Annotated in this window: 23 protein-coding genes and 1 tRNA gene; 11 read left to right on the top strand and 13 right to left on the bottom strand. The window is 35.1% G+C overall.

What is annotated here, in order from left to right:
* Nucleotides 1-103: 103 nt before the first annotated feature.
* From accB to pdxA, 5 genes are all read right to left on the bottom strand, one after another.
* Nucleotides 104-589: an acetyl-CoA carboxylase biotin carboxyl carrier protein gene (accB, locus tag J0383_RS12900; RefSeq protein WP_207294455.1), complete on the bottom strand. Its 486-nt coding sequence runs from the start codon at nucleotides 587-589 to the stop codon at nucleotides 104-106.
* Between the two features lie 23 nt (nucleotides 590-612).
* Entirely contained in the window at nucleotides 613-1,611 is a 999-nt protein-coding gene (locus J0383_RS12895; protein WP_207294454.1) for a beta-ketoacyl-ACP synthase III, read from the bottom strand.
* A gap of 174 nt (nucleotides 1,612-1,785) precedes the next feature.
* Nucleotides 1,786-1,980, bottom strand: a complete 195-nt coding sequence (gene rpmF / locus J0383_RS12890; protein WP_008465217.1) for a 50S ribosomal protein L32 — start codon at nucleotides 1,978-1,980, stop codon at nucleotides 1,786-1,788.
* Between the two features lie 9 nt (nucleotides 1,981-1,989).
* Nucleotides 1,990-2,532 carry a YceD family protein gene (locus tag J0383_RS12885; protein ID WP_207294453.1) on the bottom strand — a complete coding sequence of 181 codons (543 nt, stop codon included), beginning with the start codon at nucleotides 2,530-2,532 and terminating at the stop codon, nucleotides 1,990-1,992.
* Nucleotides 2,533-2,637: 105 nt separating this feature from the next.
* Nucleotides 2,638-3,687 (bottom strand): 4-hydroxythreonine-4-phosphate dehydrogenase PdxA, encoded by a 1,050-nt coding sequence (pdxA, locus tag J0383_RS12880; RefSeq protein ID WP_207294452.1) that lies wholly within the window; start codon nucleotides 3,685-3,687, stop codon nucleotides 2,638-2,640.
* A 57-nt stretch (nucleotides 3,688-3,744) separates the two neighbouring features.
* Here pdxA and J0383_RS12875 point away from each other — a divergent pair, with 57 nt between their 5' ends.
* Nucleotides 3,745-4,335 carry a riboflavin synthase gene (locus tag J0383_RS12875; protein ID WP_207294451.1) on the top strand — a complete coding sequence of 197 codons (591 nt, stop codon included), beginning with the start codon at nucleotides 3,745-3,747 and terminating at the stop codon, nucleotides 4,333-4,335.
* A 35-nt stretch (nucleotides 4,336-4,370) separates the two neighbouring features.
* Here J0383_RS12875 and J0383_RS12870 read toward each other — a convergent pair whose 3' ends face one another.
* A complete protein-coding gene (locus tag J0383_RS12870; protein WP_207294450.1) occupies nucleotides 4,371-4,586 on the bottom strand; it encodes a hypothetical protein in 216 nt (71 codons plus the stop codon).
* Between the two features lie 542 nt (nucleotides 4,587-5,128).
* Here J0383_RS12870 and dcm point away from each other — a divergent pair.
* Complete coding sequence (gene dcm / locus J0383_RS12865) at nucleotides 5,129-6,118, top strand: DNA (cytosine-5-)-methyltransferase (RefSeq protein ID WP_207294449.1); 990 nt, start codon at nucleotides 5,129-5,131, stop codon at nucleotides 6,116-6,118.
* Here dcm and J0383_RS12860 read toward each other — a convergent pair.
* The 5 genes from J0383_RS12860 to J0383_RS12840 form a co-directional block, all read right to left on the bottom strand.
* On the bottom strand, nucleotides 6,115-6,534 hold the full coding sequence (locus J0383_RS12860; protein WP_207294448.1) for a very short patch repair endonuclease: 420 nt from the start codon (nucleotides 6,532-6,534) through the stop codon (nucleotides 6,115-6,117). The two genes, dcm and J0383_RS12860, sit on opposite strands and share 4 nt — an antisense overlap.
* Nucleotides 6,535-6,685: 151 nt before the next feature.
* Nucleotides 6,686-6,759, bottom strand: a tRNA-Ile gene (locus tag J0383_RS12855).
* Nucleotides 6,760-6,905: 146 nt separating this feature from the next.
* A complete protein-coding gene (mce, locus tag J0383_RS12850; RefSeq protein WP_207294447.1) occupies nucleotides 6,906-7,310 on the bottom strand; it encodes a methylmalonyl-CoA epimerase in 405 nt (134 codons plus the stop codon).
* 6 nt (nucleotides 7,311-7,316) lie between these two features.
* Complete coding sequence (locus J0383_RS12845; protein WP_207294446.1) at nucleotides 7,317-9,677, bottom strand: hypothetical protein; 2,361 nt, start codon at nucleotides 9,675-9,677, stop codon at nucleotides 7,317-7,319.
* Nucleotides 9,637-10,641, bottom strand: a complete 1,005-nt coding sequence (locus tag J0383_RS12840) for a hypothetical protein (protein WP_207294445.1) — start codon at nucleotides 10,639-10,641, stop codon at nucleotides 9,637-9,639. The genes J0383_RS12845 and J0383_RS12840 overlap by 41 nt, the downstream gene beginning before the upstream one ends.
* A 152-nt stretch (nucleotides 10,642-10,793) precedes the next feature.
* On the opposite strand from J0383_RS12840, the gene J0383_RS12835 reads away from it, so the two are divergent.
* Complete coding sequence (locus J0383_RS12835) at nucleotides 10,794-12,482, top strand: Ig-like domain-containing protein (protein ID WP_207294444.1); 1,689 nt, start codon at nucleotides 10,794-10,796, stop codon at nucleotides 12,480-12,482.
* Here J0383_RS12835 and J0383_RS12830 read toward each other — a convergent pair.
* Complete coding sequence (locus J0383_RS12830) at nucleotides 12,479-13,246, bottom strand: amidohydrolase (RefSeq protein ID WP_207294443.1); 768 nt, start codon at nucleotides 13,244-13,246, stop codon at nucleotides 12,479-12,481. The two genes, J0383_RS12835 and J0383_RS12830, sit on opposite strands and share 4 nt — an antisense overlap.
* Nucleotides 13,247-13,479: 233 nt before the next feature.
* On the opposite strand from J0383_RS12830, the gene J0383_RS12825 reads away from it, so the two are divergent.
* The 8 genes from J0383_RS12825 (at nucleotide 13,480) to J0383_RS12790 (ending at nucleotide 24,080) form a co-directional block, all read left to right on the top strand.
* Nucleotides 13,480-16,635, top strand: coding sequence for a SusC/RagA family TonB-linked outer membrane protein (locus J0383_RS12825; RefSeq protein ID WP_207294442.1), 3,156 nt, complete (start codon nucleotides 13,480-13,482; stop codon nucleotides 16,633-16,635).
* 11 nt (nucleotides 16,636-16,646) lie between these two features.
* Entirely contained in the window at nucleotides 16,647-18,176 is a 1,530-nt protein-coding gene (locus J0383_RS12820; RefSeq protein WP_207294441.1) for a SusD/RagB family nutrient-binding outer membrane lipoprotein, read from the top strand.
* Between the two features lie 12 nt (nucleotides 18,177-18,188).
* Nucleotides 18,189-19,508, top strand: coding sequence for a GntP family permease (locus J0383_RS12815; RefSeq protein ID WP_207294440.1), 1,320 nt, complete (start codon nucleotides 18,189-18,191; stop codon nucleotides 19,506-19,508).
* A gap of 4 nt (nucleotides 19,509-19,512) precedes the next feature.
* Entirely contained in the window at nucleotides 19,513-19,980 is a 468-nt protein-coding gene (locus J0383_RS12810) for a RidA family protein (protein ID WP_053473321.1), read from the top strand.
* A 198-nt stretch (nucleotides 19,981-20,178) separates the two neighbouring features.
* Nucleotides 20,179-21,210 (top strand): sugar kinase, encoded by a 1,032-nt coding sequence (locus J0383_RS12805; protein ID WP_207294439.1) that lies wholly within the window; start codon nucleotides 20,179-20,181, stop codon nucleotides 21,208-21,210.
* A gap of 15 nt (nucleotides 21,211-21,225) precedes the next feature.
* A complete protein-coding gene (locus J0383_RS12800; protein WP_207294438.1) occupies nucleotides 21,226-21,873 on the top strand; it encodes a bifunctional 4-hydroxy-2-oxoglutarate aldolase/2-dehydro-3-deoxy-phosphogluconate aldolase in 648 nt (215 codons plus the stop codon).
* Between the two features lie 3 nt (nucleotides 21,874-21,876).
* Nucleotides 21,877-22,992 (top strand): D-TA family PLP-dependent enzyme, encoded by a 1,116-nt coding sequence (locus tag J0383_RS12795; protein WP_207294437.1) that lies wholly within the window; start codon nucleotides 21,877-21,879, stop codon nucleotides 22,990-22,992.
* 17 nt (nucleotides 22,993-23,009) lie between these two features.
* Nucleotides 23,010-24,080, top strand: a complete 1,071-nt coding sequence (locus J0383_RS12790) for a dipeptidase (RefSeq protein ID WP_207294436.1) — start codon at nucleotides 23,010-23,012, stop codon at nucleotides 24,078-24,080.
* Here J0383_RS12790 and J0383_RS12785 read toward each other — a convergent pair.
* Nucleotides 24,077-24,853, bottom strand: coding sequence for a DeoR/GlpR family DNA-binding transcription regulator (locus J0383_RS12785; RefSeq protein WP_207294435.1), 777 nt, complete (start codon nucleotides 24,851-24,853; stop codon nucleotides 24,077-24,079). The two genes, J0383_RS12790 and J0383_RS12785, sit on opposite strands and share 4 nt — an antisense overlap.
* Between the last annotated feature and the right edge of the window lie 49 nt (nucleotides 24,854-24,902).

The following is a 24,902-nucleotide window of genomic DNA, read 5'->3' as shown; positions in this document are numbered from 1 at the left end:
TAATTAGATAATTAGACAATTTGATAATTAGATAATTTTAGATGTCTGTTGTATTAATTCTATCAGATCAATCTAAAACCTAAAATCTAAAATCTAAATTTATTTATGATGGATCTACTAAGAATAAAGGTTGATCAAATTCAACTGGAGACATATCGTCAACAAGAATTTTTACAATTTTTCCTGAAACTTCTGATTCGATTTCGTTGAATAATTTCATTGCTTCGATTACGCAAAGAACATCACCTTTTGATACTGAGCTTCCTACTTCAGTGAAAACTGGTTTGTCTGGAGATGGTTTTCTATAGAATGTTCCGATAATTGGAGATTTTATAGTAACATATTTAGAATCGTCAGAAGCAGGTTTTTCTGGAGTTACACTTACAACTGTTGGAGCAGTAACCTGCGGAACTGTTGCTTGTGGTAAAGCAGCCTGAGCTGGTAATTGCTGTACATAAGTTGCTTCTGTTACATTTGTTTCTAAGGTTGTTCTGATCGTGATTTTTACATCATCCATTTCCAACTTCACTTCTGCAACACCCGAATTTGCAACAAATTTGATTAGGTTTTGAATTTCTTTTAAATCCATAATGATTCGTTTTTAGTTTTAATTTATTTCTTATCGTAAGCCCATTTTAAATAGATAGATCCCCAAGTGAATCCACCGCCAAATGCAGCAAAGATAACATTATCTCCTTTTTTAAGCTTATCTTCAAAATCAGCTAATACTAGTGGTAAAGTTCCTGAAGTGGTATTACCATATCTTTCGATATTAACTAATACTTTAGACTCATCAAGTTCAAGTCTTCCTGCAGTAGCATCAATGATGCGTTTGTTTGCCTGATGCGGCACTAACCAGTCAACATCCTGATTAGTTAAGTTGTTTCTCTGCAAAATTAATTCGCTGGCATCTGCCATATTGGTAACTGCGTATTTAAATACCGTTTTACCATCTTGCATGATATTGTGTTGTCTGTTTTTTACAGTGTCTTCACTAGGCGGAATCAAAGATCCACCAGCTGGTATTTTAAGAAAATCACGTCCAACACCATCACTTCTTAAATATTCGTCTTGTAAACCAAGACCTTCGTAATTTGGTTCGAACAATACAGCTCCAGCACCATCACCAAAAATAATACAAGTTGCTCTATCTGTATAATCAACAATTGATGACATTTTATCGGCACCAATTAACAATACCTTTTTATATCTTCCAGACTGCACGTAAGCAGCTGCAGTTGACATTCCGTACAAGAAACTTGAACACGCTGCCTGCAAATCGTAAGCGAATGCATTTGTAGCGCCAATTTCTGTTGCAACATAAACTCCAGTTGAAGCCACCATCATATCTGGTGTTGCAGTTGCCATAATAATCATATCAATCTCTAACGGATCAATGTTAGCTTTTGCTATTAAATCCTTTGCTGCTTGTATGGCAAGGTACGATGTTCCTTTATCAGCATCTTTAAGAATTCTTCTTTCTTTAATTCCGGTACGAGTGGTAATCCACTCATCATTGGTATCCACCATGGTTTCCAACACCTTATTAGAAAGAACAAAGTCTGGAACGTAAGCTCCAACAGCGGTAATTGCGGCTGTGATTGTACTCATTATATTCTATTATTTCCTTCCAAATTAACAGTAATTTGAAAAATTTTTAAAAGACTTGAAAAATACAAAAAAAAACGAAGCGAATTTGTCTATATTTTCTTAAAAAACGAAAATTATAACCAACAAAAAAAACTCTCACTATGTGAGAGTTCCGGTATAATTTACAAAAACGTATTAAGCAACCGCTTCAGATTTATCGATAACAACTTGCCCTCTGTAGTACATTTTACCTTCGTGCCAGTAAGCTCTGTGGTATAAATGTGCTTCACCAGTAATAGGACATGTAGCGATTTGAGCTACAGTCGCTTTATAATGTGTTCTTCTCTTATCTCTTCTTGTTTTCGAGGTTTTTCTCTTAGGATGTGCCATTTTACTATATTATTTATCCGTTAATAGTTTCTTTAATTTTTCCCAACGCGGGTCAATATCTTCTTCTTTATTACTCTCTTCCTTTTGTTCTTTTACACTTAATTCATTCAATTTGGTTAAAGCATCGGTTTGTAATGTTCCGTCTTTAACACCTGGATGAATTCTTTTTTGAGGCACCGAAAGTGCAATCATTTCATAAATGTATTGTGACACATCTAATTCATGTTCTCCATGCGGCAAAATCAACAACTCTTCGTTATCATCATTAAATTCTTCTCCAAAACGAACAATTAACTTCATTTTTCCTTTTATAGGTAAATCAAAATCTTCGCCTGTTAGATCACAAGGTACATTTACAGTTCCTTTGTGTTTGAATTCTAATTCTAACATATTGCTCTTTTTATCAAAAAGCAAGTTCACTTTAATATCTGAACTCTGAAACTCATCGTACTCAAAGTCCTTAAAGAACGTGTTATTTATTTGATACTCAAAATGGTGTTTTCCTAGTTTTAATCCTACGAAAGGAATTAAAAATTCTTTTGTTTTGCTCATTTCAACATCAATTTGATCAACTCAGTTCTAAAAGCAGACATCTGAATTGGGGTGCAAAGATATAAAATTATTGTAAATTCAATAATCTTATTCACCTTTTTTTGTTTATAACTGTTTTTCTTTTATTTTAAGAGGTTTTTGGCTAATCTCCTCATACTGATTACGCGAGCGAAAAATATCAAGCGCAAGATAAACTGCTTCTTTAAACGAATTGAAATCTGCCATGTCTTTTCCAGCAATATCGTAACCTGTGCCATGATCTGGTGAAGTACGAACTTTATCAAGACCTGCCGTATAATTTACTCCTTTGCCAAAAGAAAGTGTTTTAAACGGAATCAATCCTTGATCATGATATGTGGCTACAACGGCATCATATTTTTCATATTGACCACTTCCAAAAAAACCATCGGCAGAAAATGGCCCAAAAACCATCGTGCCGCTGTAAAATAATTTTTTCAAAACGGGTTTTAAAATCAAATCATCCTCTTTTCCTATTACACCGCCATCGCCACAATGAGGATTTAATCCTAAAACAGCAATTTTTGGCTTCACAATACTAAAATCCTGAATTAATGATTTTCGTATTGTTTCAATTTTTCTGGTAATTAATTCTTCTGTCAAATGCGATGATACTTCGTTTAAAGGAACATGATCCGTAAGCAGACCTACTCTTAAATTATCCTGAACCATCATCATTAAAGCATTTCCTTCTAATTCCTGATCCAAATAATCAGTATGTCCCGGAAATTTAAAATCTTCTGACTGAATATTGTATTTATTTATTGGCGCTGTAACCAGAACATCAATTAAATCTTCTTTTAAAGCTTTGGTTGCTGCTACAAAAGATTTTATAGCATATTCCCCGATTTTTTCATCATTTGTTCCAAAGTTAATATCTACTCCTTCTTTCCAAAGGTTATACACATTTACTTTTCCCGGAATGATTTGATCTAACTTATCTACACCATGAAACTGCACGGTCGATGTAAAACTTTTTCTAACAAAAGAAAGTATTTTAGCATTTGCGAAAATAACAGGCGTACATAATTCTAACATTCTTGAATCTTCGAATGTTTTTAGTATAACTTCGCTTCCAATACCGTTTAAATCTCCAACTGAAATTCCAACAATTATATTTTCTGCTTTTTTATTCATGAGCTCAGCTTATTTATTACTAATTTTGATGTGCAAATTTAGTAAAATAAAACTACAATGTTTACAGGAATTATCGAAACCCTTGGAAGGATTCACGAAATACAAAAAGACAAAAACAATCTGCATGTAACTGTAGATTCCTCTATCACTAACGAATTAAAAATTGACCAAAGCGTTTCTCATAACGGAATATGCCTTACAGTTGTTGCTATAAAGGATTCTTTCTACACTGTTACGGCGATTGAAGAAACCATTTTAAAAACCAATATTGGCGACTGGAAAGTAAATGATATTGTAAATCTAGAAAGAGGAATGAAGCTTGGCGATCGTTTAGACGGACATATTGTTCAAGGCCATGTTGACCAAACTGGAGTATGTACCAAAATTGAAGAAGCAAACGGAAGCTGGAATTATACTTTTGAATACGACAGCGACCTCAACAACATTACAATTGAAAAAGGTTCGATTACGGTTAACGGAGTAAGTTTGACGGTTGTAAATTCTAAAACAAACGAATTCAGCGTTTCTATAATTCCGTATACTTTTGAAAACACGAACTTCAAAGATTTTAAAGTTGGCACTAAAATCAATTTAGAATTTGATGTGGTGGGCAAATACATTTCCCGACTATACGCAATCAACAAATAGATCTGAAAAAGATATTTCATAAAAAAAGCTTCAATTTAAATTGAAGCTTTTTTTGTTTTATTTCGATAAATAATTGTAAACCCTAAAATTAATCCCGCCACGATTAGATACGGAAGATCTTCATTTATTGGCAATCCTGGAGGTGGAATACCTGGACCTCCCGGTGTTGGCGGAGTTGACTGAGCCAAAACACTTGATGTATTCAATAAAATTAAAAAAAATGCTGAAAAAACAATTCTTATTATCTTCATAAATTTAAGTGCTGAAAATCAATACAATATATTACTGGCAAGTATTTTTTATTAGAAATTTCTCATAAAAAAAAGTCTTTAAGGGAAATTCTTTGGCAAAAGTATACGATTTTTAGAAAAAAACAACTTTATGAGCAAAAATCTCACCTAAACTTAACATACGTATTTTACTATATTTTAGATTTTTTCAGTAAGCGTTTTTTCTGTTCAAAAACAATTAAAATAAACAGATTTTAAATCTATTTTCTGTTGCAGACCGCACTAAATAAGAACTTTAAATTATGAGCTATAGAAAACCAGCTTTATCTTTAAAATCCTTTTGACAACAACAAATCGCCGAATTTGAAAAAAAGTTCTCACAAAATAGTTTTTTTCAAAAAAATGCATTAAAATCAAATAAGTCAGAAAGAACTGTAATTTTTAATATTGCATTTACATGAAAGAAACCTGCCGATTTTAGATTTTGAAAGCAAAAAAATATATTTGCATAAAATCAGGATTAAAAAACAATTTCAAACAGCCCGAAACCAAGCAAATTATAAATGGAAAATAAATACACAGTTGGAAGTTTGTATGCTGGTGTTGGCGGTATATGTTTAGGTTTTGAAAAATCTGGCTTTACTTTAAAATGGGCTAATGAATTTGATAAAAAAGCCTGCATTACCTACCGAAATAATTTCAAACACAACCTTATTGAAGGCGATGTAATGGAATTAGACGTAACTTCTCTAGAAAAAGTAGACATTTTAACGGCTGGTTTCCCTTGTCAGCCATTCTCTCTTGCCGGACACCGAAAAGGTTTTAACGACAGCAGAGGAAACCATTTTTTTAAAATCTTGGATTTTATTGACGAAATGCGTCCGAAAGTGGTGTTTCTGGAAAATGTAAAAAACCTTCGTGGACACGATAAAGGAAACACGCTTAAAGTCATTCAAAGCGAAATTAAAAAGCGCAATTATACTTTCGATAGTTCTGTTTTAAACACTAAAGATTTCGGAAATACACCTCATAATCGAGAGCGACTTTTCATGATTGCTTTTGACAAGGAGTTTGTGAACAACAAAAAGTTCAAATTTCAATTTCCTGAAAAAGAGCACTTAACAAAATCTCTTCAAGATTTAATTATAACAGATAAAGTTCCTGATAAATTTTATTATACCGAAGACAAATACATGTATAATATGCTAAAAGAATCGGTTGTAAATAAAAATCACATTTATCAGTTCAGACGGCAGTATGTTCGAGAGAATAAATCGGGATTATGTCCTACTTTGACAGCCAATATGGGAACCGGCGGACATAACGTTCCGATCATTATAACCGATCATGGTTTCAGAAAACTAACCCCACGAGAATGTTTCAGACTTCAAGGTTTTCCCGATGAATATAAATTACCAGCTATATCCAATTCAAGTTTGTACAAACAAGCCGGAAATTCAGTAAGCATGCCTGTTATACAAAGATTGGCAGCCGAAATTTTTAAGGTGATTGAAAAAGTTGAAGCCAAAAAACTAAAAACCGAAAAAGCTTAAATACTTAAAAGCATTATCGTGCCTTCGATTTTTGCCAGACAAACTTCGAGATTCTTTTCGATGTCTTTACTCCAAAATCTCAAGACTGTCCAATTTTGAGAAATAAGAAAAGCATTGACTTCTTCGTCACGTTGTATATTTCTTTCAATCTTCGGGATCCAATAGTCTCTATTCGATTTGATTCTTAATTGTTGAGTTTCCCAATCTTTTCCATGAAAAAATTCGCTATCGACAAAAATGGCAATTTTATATTTGGCAAAAGTAATGTCAGGTCGTCCAAATATCTTTTTATTGTTTTTTCGATATCTGTAACCCAATTTCCATAAAGCTTTGGCAAGCCTTACTTCATCTTTTGTAGCAGTACTTTTAATCGCCTGCATATTTCTGCTCCTTTGTTCGGGAGTCAAATTATCCATCTGAAGATTAAATTTGTTTCGGAAGGATAAAGTTAAGGCTATTTCAAAGAATAAAATTTAAAAATTGAAGCTTGACTATTTCAATTTTCACATTTTAAAATTGATGAAAACAAAAAAGCCTTACATTTCTGTAAGGCTTTAATTTAGAACGTGGTCCCACCTGGGCTCGAACCAGGGACCACCTGATTATGAGTCAGGTGCTCTAACCAACTGAGCTATAGGACCGGTTTAGAGGATGCAATATTACTACTATTTTTCGTTCACTCCAAATATTTTATGACATGATTTGTATTTAATTTCAAATCAAATCGCAAGTCTTAAAAACAAGATTGATTTTCAACAGCTTATTTCAAAACAAAATCAACATTTTTTTATTTAATTTCTTGGCAAAGCTCCACTAAAACACCATTTGTGTTCTTCGGATGCAGAAAAACGACCAATTTATTATCGGCTCCTTTCTTCGGAACTTCGTTTATCAGCACAAAACCTTCGTTTTTTAATCGGGAAATTTCAGCTTCGATATCATCGACATCAAAAGCGATATGATGAATTCCTTCTCCTTTTTTTTCTATAAACTTTGCAATTGGACTTTCTGGGTTTGTCGCCGTCAAAAGTTCAATTTTATTCGTTCCTGTTTTAAAAAAAGAGGTTAACACTCCTTCGCTTTCTACGATTTCTTCTTTATAAGATGGAACACCAAGCAGTTTTTCGAACAATACATTCGCATCATTCATATCTTTAACTGCAATTCCAATATGTTCAATTTTGTTAACCATATATTTTTATTGTTGATTGATATATGTATTAAAGTAACCACATTCTGCTATAACATCTTTATAGTATTGCGTATCCGAATAGGATTTCTTCAATGTTTTAAACCCTTCCCAAGCGATAAAGTTTACTTTATCATCTTGAATATCCCACCAGTTTCTTACGTCGTTATATTTTTTATTGTAATATTCGTTTCTTTCACATTTTGCCAGCAGGTAAATACATTTTGCTTTTTGTTCTTTTGTTGTCGCTGCTTCAAGTGCTTTTTGATAATACATTTTAGGAAGATCGCAATTGGTAATCATTTTTTTCATAGGATTTCTAAATGAATACGGACTCGATCCATAACCCACAATACTTATTTCATAGAAAGTTCTTCCGTTTCCAAAATGTGTAATGTTGTAAAATGCATTTCCAAGCAGTAAACTATTCGTGTAAACATCTTCTTTTTGAGCTAGTTTATCCTGCATTTCTTTTATGGTAGTCAAAAACTCAAGCTGTGTGTATTTTCTTTTTTGATATGCCGCGTGATCGCAATCGTGACAATCTTTAATACTTCCGTTGAATGGATTTCCTAAAAATTTATAGTACTGAACAGAATCTGTCTGCTGCATAAAAGCAATTGCTTCAGGGATTTTATTTTTGAAAGTCGACTGAACTGCCTGAAAGTTATTAATATCTTTTAATTTCAAACTATAAATTCCAGCACCGATTTTTTCGATTTCGGTTTTGTCAGATTTCGCCAAGAATGATTTCATATCCAGCAAATTCTTTTCATTATCGTAAAAAGAATTTCCTCCATTCCAGTAACCGTTATCAGATTCATTAAATAATTCTACCATTACAGGATTTTCTTTTGCTCTGTAAAGTGCTGCGATATAATTTTTACTCCACTCAGAAGCATTTGTATAACGAAATTCCTGTCCTTTATACGTTTTTGGAAGTTCAGTATACAACCAGTTCAAATCAGACAGAACGGTTTTTATGTTAGAATCTGTTACTTTATCAATTTTACTCAAGTTGTTTACAAAACGAAGAATTCTCAATTGATAACTTGCCAATTGTGTTTTAGGAAGAGTTTTAGCTGCTTTGTCAAAGTTTTTATCAGCATTTGCATACTCTCCTTTTAAAGTCTGAAGATATCCCAAAGACAAATCCCATAAATACGGTTTTTCTGTATTTCCGGCTGCCGAAATTTTGGTAATTAAATCAAATGCTTGTTTGTCAATTTTAGCCTGATTTTCTGTTTTATTTTCAGCGATGGTTAAAACTTTTTTAGGTTGATTTTCTCCGCCATCTCTCTCAAATGAATTGTTTATTGATTGTTCCAGTTTATTTACCAATCGCGTTGCGAGATAATTTAGATGTTCGCTTTTCGGATTTAACTCGTAAATCTTCTCAATCGCTTGTTTTTCATCTTTGTAATATCCGTGAACCGCCCAAAGCGCCGCTTTTTCCTCATTGTTTTTTGCCATTGCCAAAGCTTTGTTCCAATCGGAATCATTTTTCGGATTGAAACTGTATGCAGTTACCACACGAAGTTCTGGGCATTTATCAAAAACTTGTGCGTACAAATAATTTGCTGTGGCGTATTTTTTCTGCTTATAATTAATTCCGGCAACATAAGCCAAAGCACGGTAATACAACGTGTTTTTTGGAACTGAACTTTCTGTTTTATTAAAAAATTCAATTGCTTTTTGTTTGTTGTTACTATAAAAACGAGCTTTCATGGTCAAGAACCAATATCTATTTTTCAAAAACGGATCTGATAAAGTATTGTAGACATTTTCTATTGACTGAATCATTTTGGCATCATTGAAAGTTTTTTCAACACCAGGCTCGTAACTCCAATAATTTTCTAGAACAGAAACTGTTTCTATTTTCTGAGCTAAATATAAAAACTCAATGAAGTTTTTGATTTTATCATCTTTCAGATTGATTTTTTTACCCCATTTCAAAGAAACCGAATTGTCTTTTTTATTCTTATAAAAAACATGAAGCTGGGTCACTTCTTCTTTATTTTTAATCTGTTTTTTATCATCAGAATAATATCTTACACGTTCATCGCCAATTAAAAAATAATTCACGGTTGTCGTATCGGCTTTTCCTTTTAAATAAGAAGCCCAATCTGATTTTATGTTTTTATTGAAACGGGAATTATGTTCGGTATCAAAACCAATTCCATAGAAAATTCCACCCGATAAAAACAAAGGCGAATACGATTTGTCTGCGAAAGTTTCTGGCGTAAAATTCGAATTATATCCAAAAAAATCCCAGTCATCGCCGCCAGCACAGGCATATATTATTCCGTATACCGAAAGTAAACCAACACTAAAAACAAGAAATAACTTGTTTAAAAATATTCTTTTCATAATTTTTTAAATTGAATTCGTCTAAATCGTAAAATATAATTTCTTTTGGAGGCTGCGCTGTATTATCGTTTAAATCGTCAGCCATTTCTTTTAAATCTTCTGAAGAAATCGTTTCTGTTTTCAGCAGATCGTTTTCTTCATAATAAACACCGTTTTTATAATTTGATTGTTTTACCCTGAAAAAAATTGGACTTATCTGTTCAAATTTTTTGTCTTTTTTAAGTTCGCCAAAATTCAATTTTGAACGAAGTCCTAAAACTTTTTGATTTCTGATATGAATAGCCCAAGAATATATAGGCAAGGCAAAATCAAGAGAAAGCGGGTATTTTTTTAAGCTCTTTAAGTATTTTTCAGATATTTCTCGGCTGTAAATTGAGTTTAAAGAATCTGGTGCAATACTTCCCATATTGTAAAACATTAAAACTCCCGAATCGACATTGGGAATTTTCGTTTTTTTGAAATACTTCACCTGATGCAGTCTTATCGTAGCCGAAAGTTTTTTATGCGAAAGTTTCTTAATCTGTTCAATAAATTTCAGATAATTGTTTTTGCTGTCTAAACTCCAGTCGCAATCAATTTGAATTTCGGTGTATTTGATTCTATTGGCTGCATTAATTTCATCAATGAGATGAATGGTTTTCTGAGCCAGATCTTCAACATCAAGATTCGATTGCAGCATGACCTTGTTCTGAATAAAAACTATCGGAACAATTTCAAAGTGCTGAACATTGTCATAAAAATGGATTGGGCTTATAGGAAACGGAACCTTTGTCTGCGGTTGTAATCCAATATCAAAATACCGGATATACAGTTTACTGACCTCATTGTCTTTTAAAACTTCTTTTTCTGTTTTTGAAAATTTCAGATTAGTTTTCCAATAATAGAAAGCGATTATAGGTTTGTCATTTTTACTGCAGGAAGCCAGCAAAAGAAATAATGAAATCCAAAAAAACCTTTTTATCAAAACGGAGTAATCTTATAATCGAAATCAAAAGTAAGAAAATATATCTAGAATGCCAAGCAAAAAGCAAAATTTGCAAATCCTAATAAATGGCTAAAAAATTTCAATTAAAGCAAATATAATTGTTATTTTGTGCAATCAAATTTAAAACTGCTATGTTTAAAAGCAAACTAAAGTATATTTCATTTTTATCTGTATTATTAATGATGAGCTGCGCCAAAAGGGGCAGTATTACCGGCGGATTAAAAGATACTCTTGCTCCTACGTTAGTATCGAGCGTTCCTAAAAACTTTAACACCAATTTTAAAGGAAATGTAATTACTTTAAATTTTGATGAGTATGTAAAACTTAAAAACACCAATAAGCAGCTTATTATTTCACCTCCTATGAAATACGAACCGCTTATTACTCCAACCAACGTGAGTAAGTTTATCAAAATTGAAATTAAAGACACGCTGCAGCCAAACACAACTTACAGTTTTAATTTCGGACAGAGTATTACCGATAATAATGAAGGAAATGCACTCAACCAGTTTAAATACGTTTTTTCTACTGGACCTTATATCGATTCGCTTACATTGGGTGGAAAAATTAAAGATGCATACAACAAAAACGTAGACAACTTTGTGTCGGTAATGCTTTATGAAGCAAATGACAAACTAAAAGATTCTACTATCTATAAAGAGTTTCCTAGATATATTACGAATACTTTAGACAGCATGCGAACTTTTAAATTTGAAAATTTAAAAGCTGGAAAATATCTTTTGGTAGCTTTAAAAGATAAAAGTTCAAACAATAAATTCAATCCTAAAGATGATAAAATCGGATTTTTAAAAGGATATGTGACTGTTCCTTCAGATACGATTTATGAATTGGAATTGTTTAAGGAAGTTCTTCCTTTAAAAGCTTTCAAGCCCATTCAGGCATCAGGAAACCGATTGTTGTTACCATATGAAGGAAAACAGAATTTTAAAAATTCGAAACCAAAAATTGTCCTGAAAAACAATACAGAAGTTCTAGAAACTATTGTAACGCAATTCCCGAAAAAAGATTCACTTCAGGTTTGGTATAAGCCTTTGAAAGCAGACTCTTTATCGCTGGAAGTGAGCCGAGAGAATTACAACAAAAGATTCACTTTTAAGGTAAAAGACCAGAAAAAAGACACTTTGAATATTAAAGCGGTTCAAAATGGGATTATTAATTTCAGAGATCGTTTTACATTAGAATCAGAAACACCATTGGTTAAATTTGACAAATCAAAAATCAGGTTAGTCAATAAAGATTCTGCAGCTGTTGATTTCACTACCGAATATGATGAATTCGACCAAAAACTCTATGTAGACTTTAAGAAAGATCCAGAGGAAAAATACAATTTTACTTTTTTACCAGGTGCGCTGACGGATTTTTATGAAAAGACAAACGATACTTTATCGTATAAATTAAACACGAAAGAACTCGCTGATTACGGGAATATTGTTATCAATTTAAAAAATGTAAAACGTTTCCCGATTATTGTGGAACTTACCAATAAAAAAGGAGAGTCTGTTTTGGCAAGTGCCTATTCTGAGAAAGAAACCCGAATTGAATTCAATCTTGTTGTTCCTGATGCGTTTACTGTTCGCGTAATTTACGACGACAATAAAAACAAAATGTACGACACCGGAAGCTTTTTAGAAAGAAGATACGCCGAAGAAGTCTTTTACAGTCAGCAGGAATTTGATGTCCGTGCCAATTGGGACGTTGACCAAACTGTCGATCTGAGTATTCCGTTTAATCCAGAAGTGGAGAAAAAACAGGACGAGAAAAAGAAGAAAGAAGACGAAAAGAAACGAAAGGCATTCTAAATCTTAATTTCGAAAACATCTTTATCGCTTAAAAAATCGAGTTTTTTTCGCGTTTCCAACATTTCATTTCGATCTAAATCAACCACAAAAACACCTTCAGTTTCTTGTGGTTCTAGAATATAATTGCCTAAAAAATCTACTACTTGAGAATGGCCTGTATGTTCATAATCATGAGCATCCAGTCCTACTCTATTCACTCCAGCCACATAACTTAAATTCTCTATAGCGCGAGCTTTCAACAAAGCATCCCAAGCATTGGTGCGGACTTTTGGCCAGTTGGCAACGTATAGAAGCAAATCGTAATTTTCGACATTTCGCACAAAAACCGGAAAACGTAAGTCGTAACACACTTGCAGACAAATTTTCCAGCCTAAATACTCCACAATTACTTTTTGATTTCCGGCAGTATAGAATTTATCTTCTCCTGCTAATGAAAACAAATGGCGTTTGTCATAATGCTGTATGTCGCCCGTTGGAAAAACAAACAACATACGGTTGAAATATTTTCCGTTTTCGGTTATTACTACACTCCCTGTAACTGCACTATTTTTCTGTTTAGAAACCGCTTTCATCCAGCTTACTGTTTCACCTTCCATCGTTTCGGCAACAGCAGACGGATTCATTGTAAATCCAGTTGAAAACATCTCTGGAAGTACAATTAAATTAACTTCTGGATCGACTTGATTTATTTTCGATTCAAAATTACTTCGGTTGGCAGAAGCATTTTCCCAATTAAGATCTGATTGAATGAGTGCTATTTTCATATCTCAAAAATACACAATTTAAGCTAATTCTTATATTTTTCAAAAAAACCATATCTGCAATTTTTTCTCAAAATTCTTCCTGATACCGCATTTTTTTTCGGTTTTTAAATTCCATTGCAAAAAGTTATTGCAAAAAAAATGCATTCTTTGCAAAAAAAATGCAAATATGAAAAATTAATATTTATATTTGAATCGCCAACAAAAACCAAAAAAAACGTGAAAACCAAAAAATTATGAAAACAAAGCTTATTTCATTGGTATTTATTGGGGGGATTATCTTCTCAGCAAATGCAAAAGAGATTGCAATTAAAAAGCATCTTTTTGAACAAACGAGCAGTCAGATTGAAATTTCCGGCCAGATTTTAGGTCAGGATGATGGAATGCCAATTGCTGGAGCCACAATTTACGCAGAAAGCAATAGTAAAATCGCGACCATATCTGATGAAAATGGAAGGTTTAAATTAAATGTTCCAGAACACGAAAGCCATGTTATTGTATCTTACATGGGGTATGAAACTTTAAGTTTTCCATTAATTCAATCTACAAACTTAACCATACGATTAAAACCAGCTCAAAATGTTCTGGATCAGGTTGTCGTAACCGCACTGGGAGTTAAAAAAAGTACTAAAGCCATTTCATACGCTGTAACCGAGCTGAAAGGAACAGAGTTTACAAAAGCAAAAGAAGCCAATATATCAAACGCTTTAGTCGGGAAAATTGCCGGGGTTAACGTAAGCAGTACCTCAACGGGAGCGAATGGATCGACAAGAGTTGTAATTCGTGGAAACGGTTCATTAAACGGAAATAACCAGCCGATGTATGTTGTAAACGACCTACCAATCGACAACACCCAATTGAATCTGCCAGGAATAGGAAACGGACCAGGATCGACAAGAATTAACGTAGATCGTGGTGACGGAACTTCTGTTATCAATCCAGATGATATTAAAAGTATTACGGTTTTAAAAGGAGGAACTGCTGCCGCTCTTTACGGATCGAGTGCCGCAAATGGTGTTATCCTGATTCAAACCAAAAGAGGCGCTGCGCAAAAAGGAATTGGCGTTGAATACAATTCATCTTTTACATTTGAAACACCTTCAATTATACCAGACTGGCAGTACGAATACGGTTCAGGATCTCTTGGAAAAAAACCAACCACGCAGGCAGAAGCTGTTGCTGCAGGCCGCTGGTCATGGGGAGCCAAAATGGACGGTTCGAATGTGATTCAGTTTGATGGTGTTGCAAGACCGTATTCTCCTCAAAAAAACAATATCAAAAATTTCTATGAAACAGGAACAACTTTCATAAACTCTATTGCTTTATCTGGAGGAAATGAAAAGGCAGCCGGACGTCTTTCGTTTATGAATATGGACAATCAGAGTGTGGTTCCAAATTCAGATTTTAATAGAAAAAGCGTTAACATGGCAGGAAATGTCAACCTAACCAATTGGTTAAAGTTTGATGTTGTGGCGCAATACAATATTGACAAATCTAACAACAGAGTAACCGTTTCTGATGCCGAAGCCAATCCAAACTGGGGAACTTACATGATCGCCAATACGGTTGACATTCGAAATCTTGCCCCAGGTTATGATGCCAACGGAATTGAAGAAGCTTGGAATCCTGTTGCTGTTGCCACAAACCCTTATTTTGTAGTGAATAAAATTAAAAACAGCGATACCAAAAATCGTTTTATCGGGATGCTGAATGTAAAATTAAATTTCACACCTGACTTGTTTTTACAAGGAAGAATTGGTCAGGATTACACGAATTATGATTTCTTCGGATATATTCCAAAAACAACTTTAAACAATCCGGTTGGATATGCGCAGGGTTCAAAAATGAAATTATCTAATTTGAATACCGAAGCCATATTAAATTACACTAAGAAAAACATTTACAATAATTTCTCTTTAAATGCTTTAGTTGGAGTGAACTCTAGAACTTCTGAAAGAGACGAAACTAGATTTGAAGGATCAAATTTTGTATTGGATGATTTTTATTCCATAAGCAATCTTTCAACTTTAACGTACACGTATCCGTATGGAAAAACGAAAACAAATTCAGTATACGGAGCAGTTGATTTAGATTATAAAAACATCGTTTTCTTAAACTTTACAGGTCGTCAGGATTGGTTCTCTACGCTTTCTAAAGACAACAACAGCGTATTTTATCCGTCAGTAGGAACAAGTGTTATCCTTTCTGATATTGTAAAAATGCCAGAGTGGATCTCGTTTACCAAACTAAGAACTTCATGGGCAGAAGTTGGAGGCGCAACACCAGATCCTTATGCTTTAAACCAGTCTTATACCATGGTTCAAGGCGGACACAACGGACAGCAGTTACAAGGTCCAACCAGTACAAGAGTTCCAAATGCAACATTGAGTCCGCTTACTTCAACTACATTTGAAGTAGGTACCGATTTAGGATTTTTCAACAATCGTTTAAATCTTGACTTTGCTTGGTACAACCGCGCTACAACAAATGATATTGTTGAAACCACTATTTCAAATGCTTCAGGAGCGAACACCGCTTTATTAAATCTTGGAAAAATGAGAAACAAAGGAGTGGAATTGTTATTAAGCGGCAAAATCATCAATTCGGATAATTTTTCATGGGATGCGAGTATCAACGGATCGTATAACGAAAATACAGTTGAAGCTCTTACAGATCAATTAAACTCTATCACCATGGCGACTTCTGTAAACGGATATGTAACAATTACCAGCGATGTGGGTCGTCCGTACAGTATTATAAAAGGATACAAACCTCGTAAAGATGCTAATGGAAATACAGTGTATAACGTAAGCGGCGGTTCTGCAAGTATTGCACAAGGACCTCTTGAAGAATTAGGTCAAGGTGTACATCCGTGGTCAGCGGGTATTACAAATGAATTTAGATATAAGAATTTCAATTTCAGCTTTTTGATTGATGGGAAATTCGGCGGAAGTTTATATTCAGGAACCGATTTATACGGAACTCGTATGGGATTAACCAAACTTACACTTGAAGGACGTGAAAGCGGTCTGCCAATTAAAGGAGTTGACACCAACGGAAATCCGGTTGATATGGTGATTGCCCCAGAAAACCTTAGAACCTACTATGATGGTTTAAGAAACATTTCGTCAACATTTGTGTACGATGCCAGTTTCGTAAAATTAAGACAAGTTGTTCTTGGATATCAGCTGCCTATAGAAAAAATAAAAGGTTTATCTGTCCTTCAAAGCGCTTCGGTTTCATTCATAGCCCGAAACTTGTTCATCCTGTACAAGAAAACGCCAAACGTAGATCCAGAATCTGTATTTAGTGCTGGAAACGCTCAAGGTGTAGAACAATTTGGAGTACCAAAAACTAGAAGTTTTGGTTTAAGCTTAAATGTTAAATTCTAATTTACAAAGACATGAAAAAGATAACCTTTTTATATATCGCAGGAATACTTTTAGGAAGTATGTCATCTTGTACCAAAGATTTTGAAGAAATCAATACCAACCCCAATGCGGTTGAAAAACCAAATCCAAATTTCGTTTTCAGCAAATCACAGCTGGACGGATTAAACAACAATTACTTTTTTACCAATATTCTGGAATGCGGCGGTATGATGCAGCATTATGCGACTTACAAAGAAGCTTCTGGAGTGGGTGATAAATATTTAAGCAACGAGGTTTATTTTTCGGCTTATTTTAACCAAGCGTATCCAACTGCTATAAATGAAGTCGAAATTGTAATTGATGCGGTAAAAAATAATCCCGCAGAAAGCAACAAACTCAATATTGCCCGAATCTGGAAAGCATATTTATATCACAGAATTACCGATTTGTATGGAGATATTCCGTATTCAGAAGCGGCAAAAGCAAACAGCACCCAAGTGTTTTTACCGAAATACGATTCTCAGGAATTTATATATAAAGATTTACTGAAAGAATTGGATGAAGCAGCTACAAGTCTGGACGCGGCAAAAGCTAGTTTCGGAAAATCTGATTTTATCTATGATGGCGATGTAACCAAATGGAAAAAATTTGCTTACTCTTTAATGCTTCGTTTAGGTTTGAGACTTTCTAAAGTCGATGCTGCACTGGCTAAAAACTGGGTTACAAAAGCCGCAGCCGGAGGTGTAATCATAAACGGAACCGACAATGCGGTAATGAAATACACTGACGGACCAAATGATTTTAACCGAAATCCCGTTGGTTTCGATTCTAGAAGATGGGATTTCAGCGCTGGTTCGTACGGACAGAAAAACGTAGAAGGCGGAAAATTAGCCAAAACATTTATTGATGTTTTAAAAAATACGTTAGATCCAAGAATAAGTGTGTATGCAGGTGTTTGGGAAGGAACCACTCAAAATACCGCTCTTGCCGTTCAGAAAGGTTTTCCAAACGGACTTAAAGATGCTCCTACTCCTGCGCAACAAGCAACCTATTCTGAGCCAAACCAAAGTACTGTTTTTAAATACGATGCTCCTTTAATGCTTTTAAGCAATGCCGAAACTAATTTCTATTTAGCCGAAGCTGCCGCAAGAGGATGGTACACAGCAGAAAGCGATAAAGATTTATATGAAAAAGGGGTAAAAGCATCGTTTCTAAACATGGGCATTTACGGCGCTGCTTATGCGATTACAGATGCTGCTCCGTATCTAACATTGAACCCTTATAATACCGCTGGAACATTCGACCAAAAAATGAATCAGATTCACACTCAAATTTGGATTGCTCTGTTTGTAGATGAACAAGAAGTGTATGCAAACTGGAGACGAACAGGTTATCCGGTATTGGTTCCTGTAAACTTTCCTGGGAATGTTACCAATGGCACAATTCCAAGACGTTTAAAATATCCAGTCAGCGAATATTCAGTGAATTCCAGTAACTTAGCTGAAGCACTAAAACGCCAAGGTGAAGATACTTTCACAACAAAAATCTGGTGGGATAAATAATATCGAAAATACATGAGCATTTTAATACTAACTGCGTGCATTGCCTTTTTAATCCTGCAAATTGCTTGGTTTAAAATCAACCCGTTTATTGCCTTTATCATAACTGCTTTATTGGCTGGTTTATTTTTAGGACTGCCTATAGAAACGTTATCGCAGACGGTACAAAAAGGTCTGGGAGAAATGCTGGGTTCCATTACTTTGATTATTGTTTTTGGAACCTGCATCGGGAAACTGACCGTGTCTTCCGGCGCAGCTAATGTTATTGCCAAAACCGTTATGGGATGGACGGGCAGAAAATACGTACGCCTCGGCTTAATGATTACCGGATTTATTGTTGGGATACCTCTATTTTATAGTGTTGGATTTGTTTTGTTAGTACCTCTGATCTTTTCAGTAGCCCATCAGTTCAAACTGTCAAAAGTATATCTGGGAATTCCAATGCTGGCGTCGCTTTCGGTAGCGCACGGTTTTTTGCCTCCACATCCGTCTCCAATGGCTTTAAGCAGTATTCTAAAAGCCGATATTGGTCTAGTTCTAGTCTACGGAATTATAATTGCTGTTCCTACGATTTTCATAGCAGGTCTGTTATTTTCAAACCTGCTTAAAAATATCAAAACCGAATCGAACCATGAGATTTTAAATGTAGAAGAAATAGCTAACGAAGGGAAACTTCCAAGTTTCTCTATCAGTTTATTTTCGGCATTGTTTCCGGTTTTTGGTTTAACCTTGACCTCATTATTACCTTTAGTTTCAAGTAACGAAACAGTCATCAATATTTGTAAAACAGTTGGCGAACCAAGTATGATTATGCTGATTTCTTTACTTATCTGTACTTACACATTAGGCACACGTATGGATAGAAGTTTAGCTTCTGTTATGGATGATTATGCAATTGCCATTAAAGACGTCGCTCTGATTGTTTTAATTGTTGGCGGAGCAGGAAGTCTGAAAGAAGTAATGATTGTGAGCGGAGTAAACGAAACCATTGTTTCGACCTTAACCATGACTAACATTCATCCCTATTTATTGGCTTGGATAATGGCCGCTATCATTCGGGTTTGTGTGGGTTCTGCCACAGCAGCAGGATTAATGACTGCCAGCGTTTTATTACCTTTACTACAAACTAACGGACTCGATTCCAATTTATTAGTATTGTCCGTTGGAGCCGGAAGCCTTATGTGTTCGCATGTAAACGACCCCAGTTTCTGGATGTTTAAGGAATATTTCAACATCAGCCTAAAAGACACTTTTAAATCATGGACTGTCATGGAATCATTAGTATCGGTTTTAGGAATTATTTTCGTTTTTATTTTAAACTCAATTATACATTAACATCATGAATTTATTACCACAGGAAAAATTTGAGACTTTAGGTTTATCCTTACCTCCGGCACCACAGCCGCTTGGTATTTACAAACCGTATTTAGTCGATGGTAAATATTTATATCTGTCAGGACACGGCCCGGTCCGCGACGACAAATCATTAATTATCGGGCGAATTGGCGACGATATGGATATCGAAGAAGGAAAACTGGCTGCAAGACAAGTAGGATTAACAATGCTTTCTACAATCGTTACCAATTTTGGAAGTCTTAACAAAGTAAAAAGAGTTATAAAAGTACTTGGAATGGTAAACTGCAACGGCGATTTTTTAAGACATCCGTACGTAATTAACGGCTGCAGTGAATTGTTTGCCGAAGTATGGGGACAAGAAAATGGAATTGGAGTAAGAAGCGCAGTTGGAATGGGTTCTCTTCCAGATAATATTCCGGTAGAAGTAGAAGCCGTTTTTGAATTGTTCTGATAAAAAACACGCCACAGAAAATAAAGATTAAAGAGTAATCTGTAATGGTTAATAGAAAATTTTTAATCCCAAATCTGTGGCTAGTTATTAAAATTGGCCGCAGATTTATACAGATTAAATGATTTTTTACAAATAAAAATTACACCGCCACAATTTGTGTGAATTCGTGTAATTCGTGGCAAAAAATAAAAATGAAAAATGAATACAAATATCCCGCAGACTAAAATTGCCACATTTGGAGAATTGTTGCTTCGAATGAGTGTGCCAAACGGAAACAGGTTTACCCAGGCCGGTGAAATGAAAATTCATGTGGGCGGAGCCGAAGCCAATGTCTGCGTTTTACTTTCTCAATTAGGAATTTCAACTGATTATATCACGCGTCTTCCTCAGAATGATCTCGCTCAGCTTGCTTTAAATGAACTTCAGAAATACAAAGTAAACACGACAAACTGTATATACGGAGGCGATCGTTTAGGTTTATATTTTGTCGAAGCTGGAAACCAAATCAGGCAGTCGCAAGTCATTTATGACCGAAGCAATTCTTCTTTTGCCACCATCGGCGAAAAGCAGATTAACTGGGAAGAAGTTTTAAGTGATGCCACCCATTTTCATTGGTCAGGAATCAGTCCCGGAGTTTCTTATGAAGCAGGTTTGGTTTGCAAAGAAGCAATTCTGGCTGCACATAAAAAAGGAATTCCAATTTCTTCTGATTTTAATTTCAGATCAAAATTGTGGCAATATGGCAAACATCCGTCAGAAATCATGCCCGAACTGCTGCATTACAGTACGATAACGGTAGCTGATCTGGATTCGGTTGAAATTTATTTCGGAATCAAAACAGATCCGAAGGAATCTGAAGAGAATCGTTTTCAGAAAACATTCGAATTATTAAAAGGAAAAATGCCTTTCTTGAAAACACTAGCCATGAGTTTCAGAAAATCAGATGGACCAGCACATTTATATTCAGGAATGTTACTGCACGATGGTAATTTTTATCAAACCAAAGAAAACAAAATACATTTGGTAACCGATCAAATTGGTTCTGGCGATGCTTTTACAGCAGGGCTTCTTTACGGACTTTCGCATCAGCTTTCAGGTCAGGAATGCATTGATTGGGCGGTGGCATGCGGTGTAATCAAACAAAGTATTCCCGGTGATTTTGCCATTACCAACCCTGCCGAAATAAGTCATTTTATTAAAAACGGCTCAAGTAACAGAATTAACAGATAATAAATTCCCCCAAATATGTACAGCATTTTAAAAACACAAGGCGTACTTCCGTTAGTAACACAAATCGACACTCAAACTGCCGAAATCATTTTGAAATCTGCTGCCGCGACAGGTATTAAAATCATCGAATTTGCCGCACGAGCCGCTAATGCAAAAGAAGTTTTCAACCATATGATTTCGTTTCGAAATGCTAATAATTTAGACTTAAAAATAGCGGTAGGCTCTATTTTAAATGTAGCCGATGCAGCTGTTTTTCATAAACTGGGAGCAGACTGTATTGTTTGCCCTCATACTGATCCTGAAATTGGCGAGTATTGTTTAAAAAACAATTTGTACTGGATGCCGGGAGCGGCAACTTTAAACGAAATACTTCATGCCAACAAACTGGGTGCAGAAATAGTAAAACTTTTCCCTGCTGATAAAATTGGCGGCCCGGGATATGTAAAAGCAATCAAAGCGCCGTTTCCTGATTTGAAATTAATGCCAACTGGCGGTGTAACTTTAGAAGAAAGCAATTTAAAATCGTGGTTTAAAGTAGGCGTCGTTTGTGTGGGAATTGGATCGAATTTATTTTCAAAAGAACTTTTAGCGCAATTAACCTATGAAAAATCGGTTGAAGCTTTTCAAAATTTAATTGAAGTTATCGAAAAAACAAGAAACTAAATCATGAGAGAAAATTGGTGGAAAATTAATCCCGATACGCTTATCGACACTCCATTTTTAGCTGTCTACGAAGATCGTATCCGGTTCAATATAGAACGTGTAATAGGAGCTGTAAAAGGTGACACTACAAAACTTCGCCCACATATTAAAACCCATAAAATGGGCGAAATACTCGAATTGTTTAAAATTTACAATATCAAAAAAGTAAAGTGTGCCACAATTGCCGAAGCAGAACTTGCCGCACTGTATGATATTCCGGATATTCTCCTTGCTTATCAGCCCGTAGGCATTAAAGCCGAAAGATGGGTTTCACTATTGCAGAAATATCCTGAGAGTCTTTTTGCTGCGATCGTCGATAATCTTGATTCGGCGAAAGCCTTAGATAAACTTGCTCAAGAAAATAATTTGATCTTGAATGTTTATCTGGACTTAAATACCGGAATGAACAGAACTGGAATCTCAGTTTCTGAAGATTGGTCTGCTTTAATTGAAAAAATTCTCAAATTAAAAAACCTTCATTTTTCCGGCGTCCACATTTATGACGGACATTTAAAAGGCACTGTTGAAGAAAGATCTGCAGCGGCTTCTGAACCTTTTTTTGCTGTTAGTGAACAAATCGAAACGCTGCAGCAAAAACTGGATTATGAATTAAAAATCGTAGCGGGCGGTTCGAATACCTTCCCTTTTTATGCCAATCAGGAAAACGTAGAATCAAGTCCAGGAACATTTGTTTTCTGGGATATTAATTACACGAATAATCTGCCGGAGCAAAACCTCAGACCAGCTGCAGTATTGGTGGGCACTATAATTTCAAAACCCACTCAGTCGACTTTTTGTATTGATATTGGTTATAAAGCAGTAGCTTCAGAAAATCCTATCGATAAAAGACTCGTAATTTTAAATGATGAAAACCTGATTCCGGTTTCGCATTCAGAAGAACATCTGGTAATAGAGAATCAAGGAAAAAATGAGTATAAAGTTGGCGATACCATTTATGCTGTTCCCTATCATGTGTGCCCAACCTGTGCATTGTACAATACGGTGCAGGTTGTTGGAAAAGACCATCTCATTTTTGATGAATGGAAAGTAGCTGCGAGAGCTCGAAAAATTACTATTTAAAATTAAAATTCGTTACTATGTTTATATTAGATGCCCATTTAGACCTGAGCATGAATGCGATGGAATGGAACAGAGATCTAAGAAATGATGTAAAAACCCTGCGTCATTTAGAAAAAGGAATGACCGACAAACCTGATCGTGAACGTGCGACTGTTTCGTTTCCGGATCTACGACGCGGCAATATTGGAATTGTCGTAGCCACCCAAATCGCTCGATTTGTAAAACCAGACAGTATTATTCCGGGTTGGAATTCTCCTGAACAAGCTTGGGCACAAACACAAGGTCAGCTGGCGTGGTACAAAGGCATGGAAGAAGCCGGCGAAATGACTGCGATTACCAATAAAGAATCGCTTTTAAAACATTTTACTTTATGGAACGATGGAACGCCAAACGATAAAAAACCAATTGGCTATATTTTAAGTCTCGAAGGTGCTGATTCTATTGTCGACATTTCTTATTTAGAAAAAGCTTACGATTATGGTTTACGCGCTATAGGTCCTGCACATTATGGTCCGGGACGTTACGCCAACGGAACAGATGCGACTGGAAAAATGAACCAAAATGGTTTTGATTTACTAAAAGAAATGGAGCGTTTAAATATTATTCTTGATGCTACTCATTTGTGTGATGATGCTTTTTGGCAGGCAATGGATTATTACAATGGTCCAATCTGGGCGAGTCACAACAACTGCCGAAGTCTGGTGGATCATAACAGACAATATAGTGACGAAATGATAAAAGCATTGATTTCTAAAGGCGCAGTAATTGGCGGCGCTTTAGATGCTTGGATGTTGGTTCCGAATTGGGAACGCGGTGTTTCGACACCAAAAGGTACAAACTGCGATCTCGAAACCGTTTTTAAACACATGGATCACATTTGTCAATTGGCTGGAAATGCGAATCATATTGGCATAGGTTCAGATCTTGACGGTGCATTTGGCACAGAACAATGTCCGTATGATTTAGACAATATTGCCGATTTGCAGAAATTGGTTTTGATTTTTAAAAACCACGGTTATACCGATGAAGATTTAAAGAAAATCTTTCACCAAAACTGGATTGATTTTTTAGTAAAAAACTGGGATTAAATAAATACTAAACTTGGAACTGCCTTTTTATACGACTGTAATTTTGGGTCATTCGGATCAACTTCGGTAACCACATAATCCACTTCGGATAAATTGGCAATTTTCATTTTTAGAACCGTATCCAATTTTTCAGAAATAGTGAGGATAGCCGTTTTTTCAGAAGCTTGAATCATCGCCTTTTTTACTTGAACCGTTTCCCAGTCAGAATCTGAGAAACCACCTTCAATATCTAAGGCATTCGTTCCTAAAATCAGCAAGTCAACTTTAATATTGGCCAGCTGATTGTAAACATCGCCGCTCACACACATCTGACTGTATGATGAAATACTGCCGCCAATCATAATGATTTTTACATTGGGTTTGTCTAGAAGTTCAACAGCAGATAAAACGGTAACCGTAAAAATAGTAAGATTTAAATCATTTGGAATTAAGCGGATAAATTCACGAATTGTGGTACCGCCGCCAATTAATAAAACCATACCGTCATGAAGAAGTCCTAATGTTTTTTGCGCAATAATCTTTTTAGATTCGCCCGCATAGGTTTGATTAGATGAAGAATGATGATACGCTTTAGTCATCGCACCGCCTTTTACTTTAATAAGCAGCGATTCTGACTCAAGTTCGTTTATATCACGTCTTACCGTATCTTCTGAAACAAATAATTTAGAAGAAAGCGTTTCAAAACTTACCCTTGTATGCAGATTAATCTCTTTTAAGATAAGATTTTTACGTTCTTCTTTAGTGTAATTTACAACTTCATTGTCATTGTTCATGTAATCTCAATTTTGATAGACAAATGTAAACAAATATTGCAATATTATT

Origin of the sequence: Flavobacterium endoglycinae (assembly GCF_017352115.1) — a bacterium.
GTDB lineage: Bacteria > Bacteroidota > Bacteroidia > Flavobacteriales > Flavobacteriaceae > Flavobacterium > Flavobacterium endoglycinae.
Note: the sequence above shows the minus strand (reverse complement) of the source record. Positions and strands in the feature narration are given on the sequence as shown.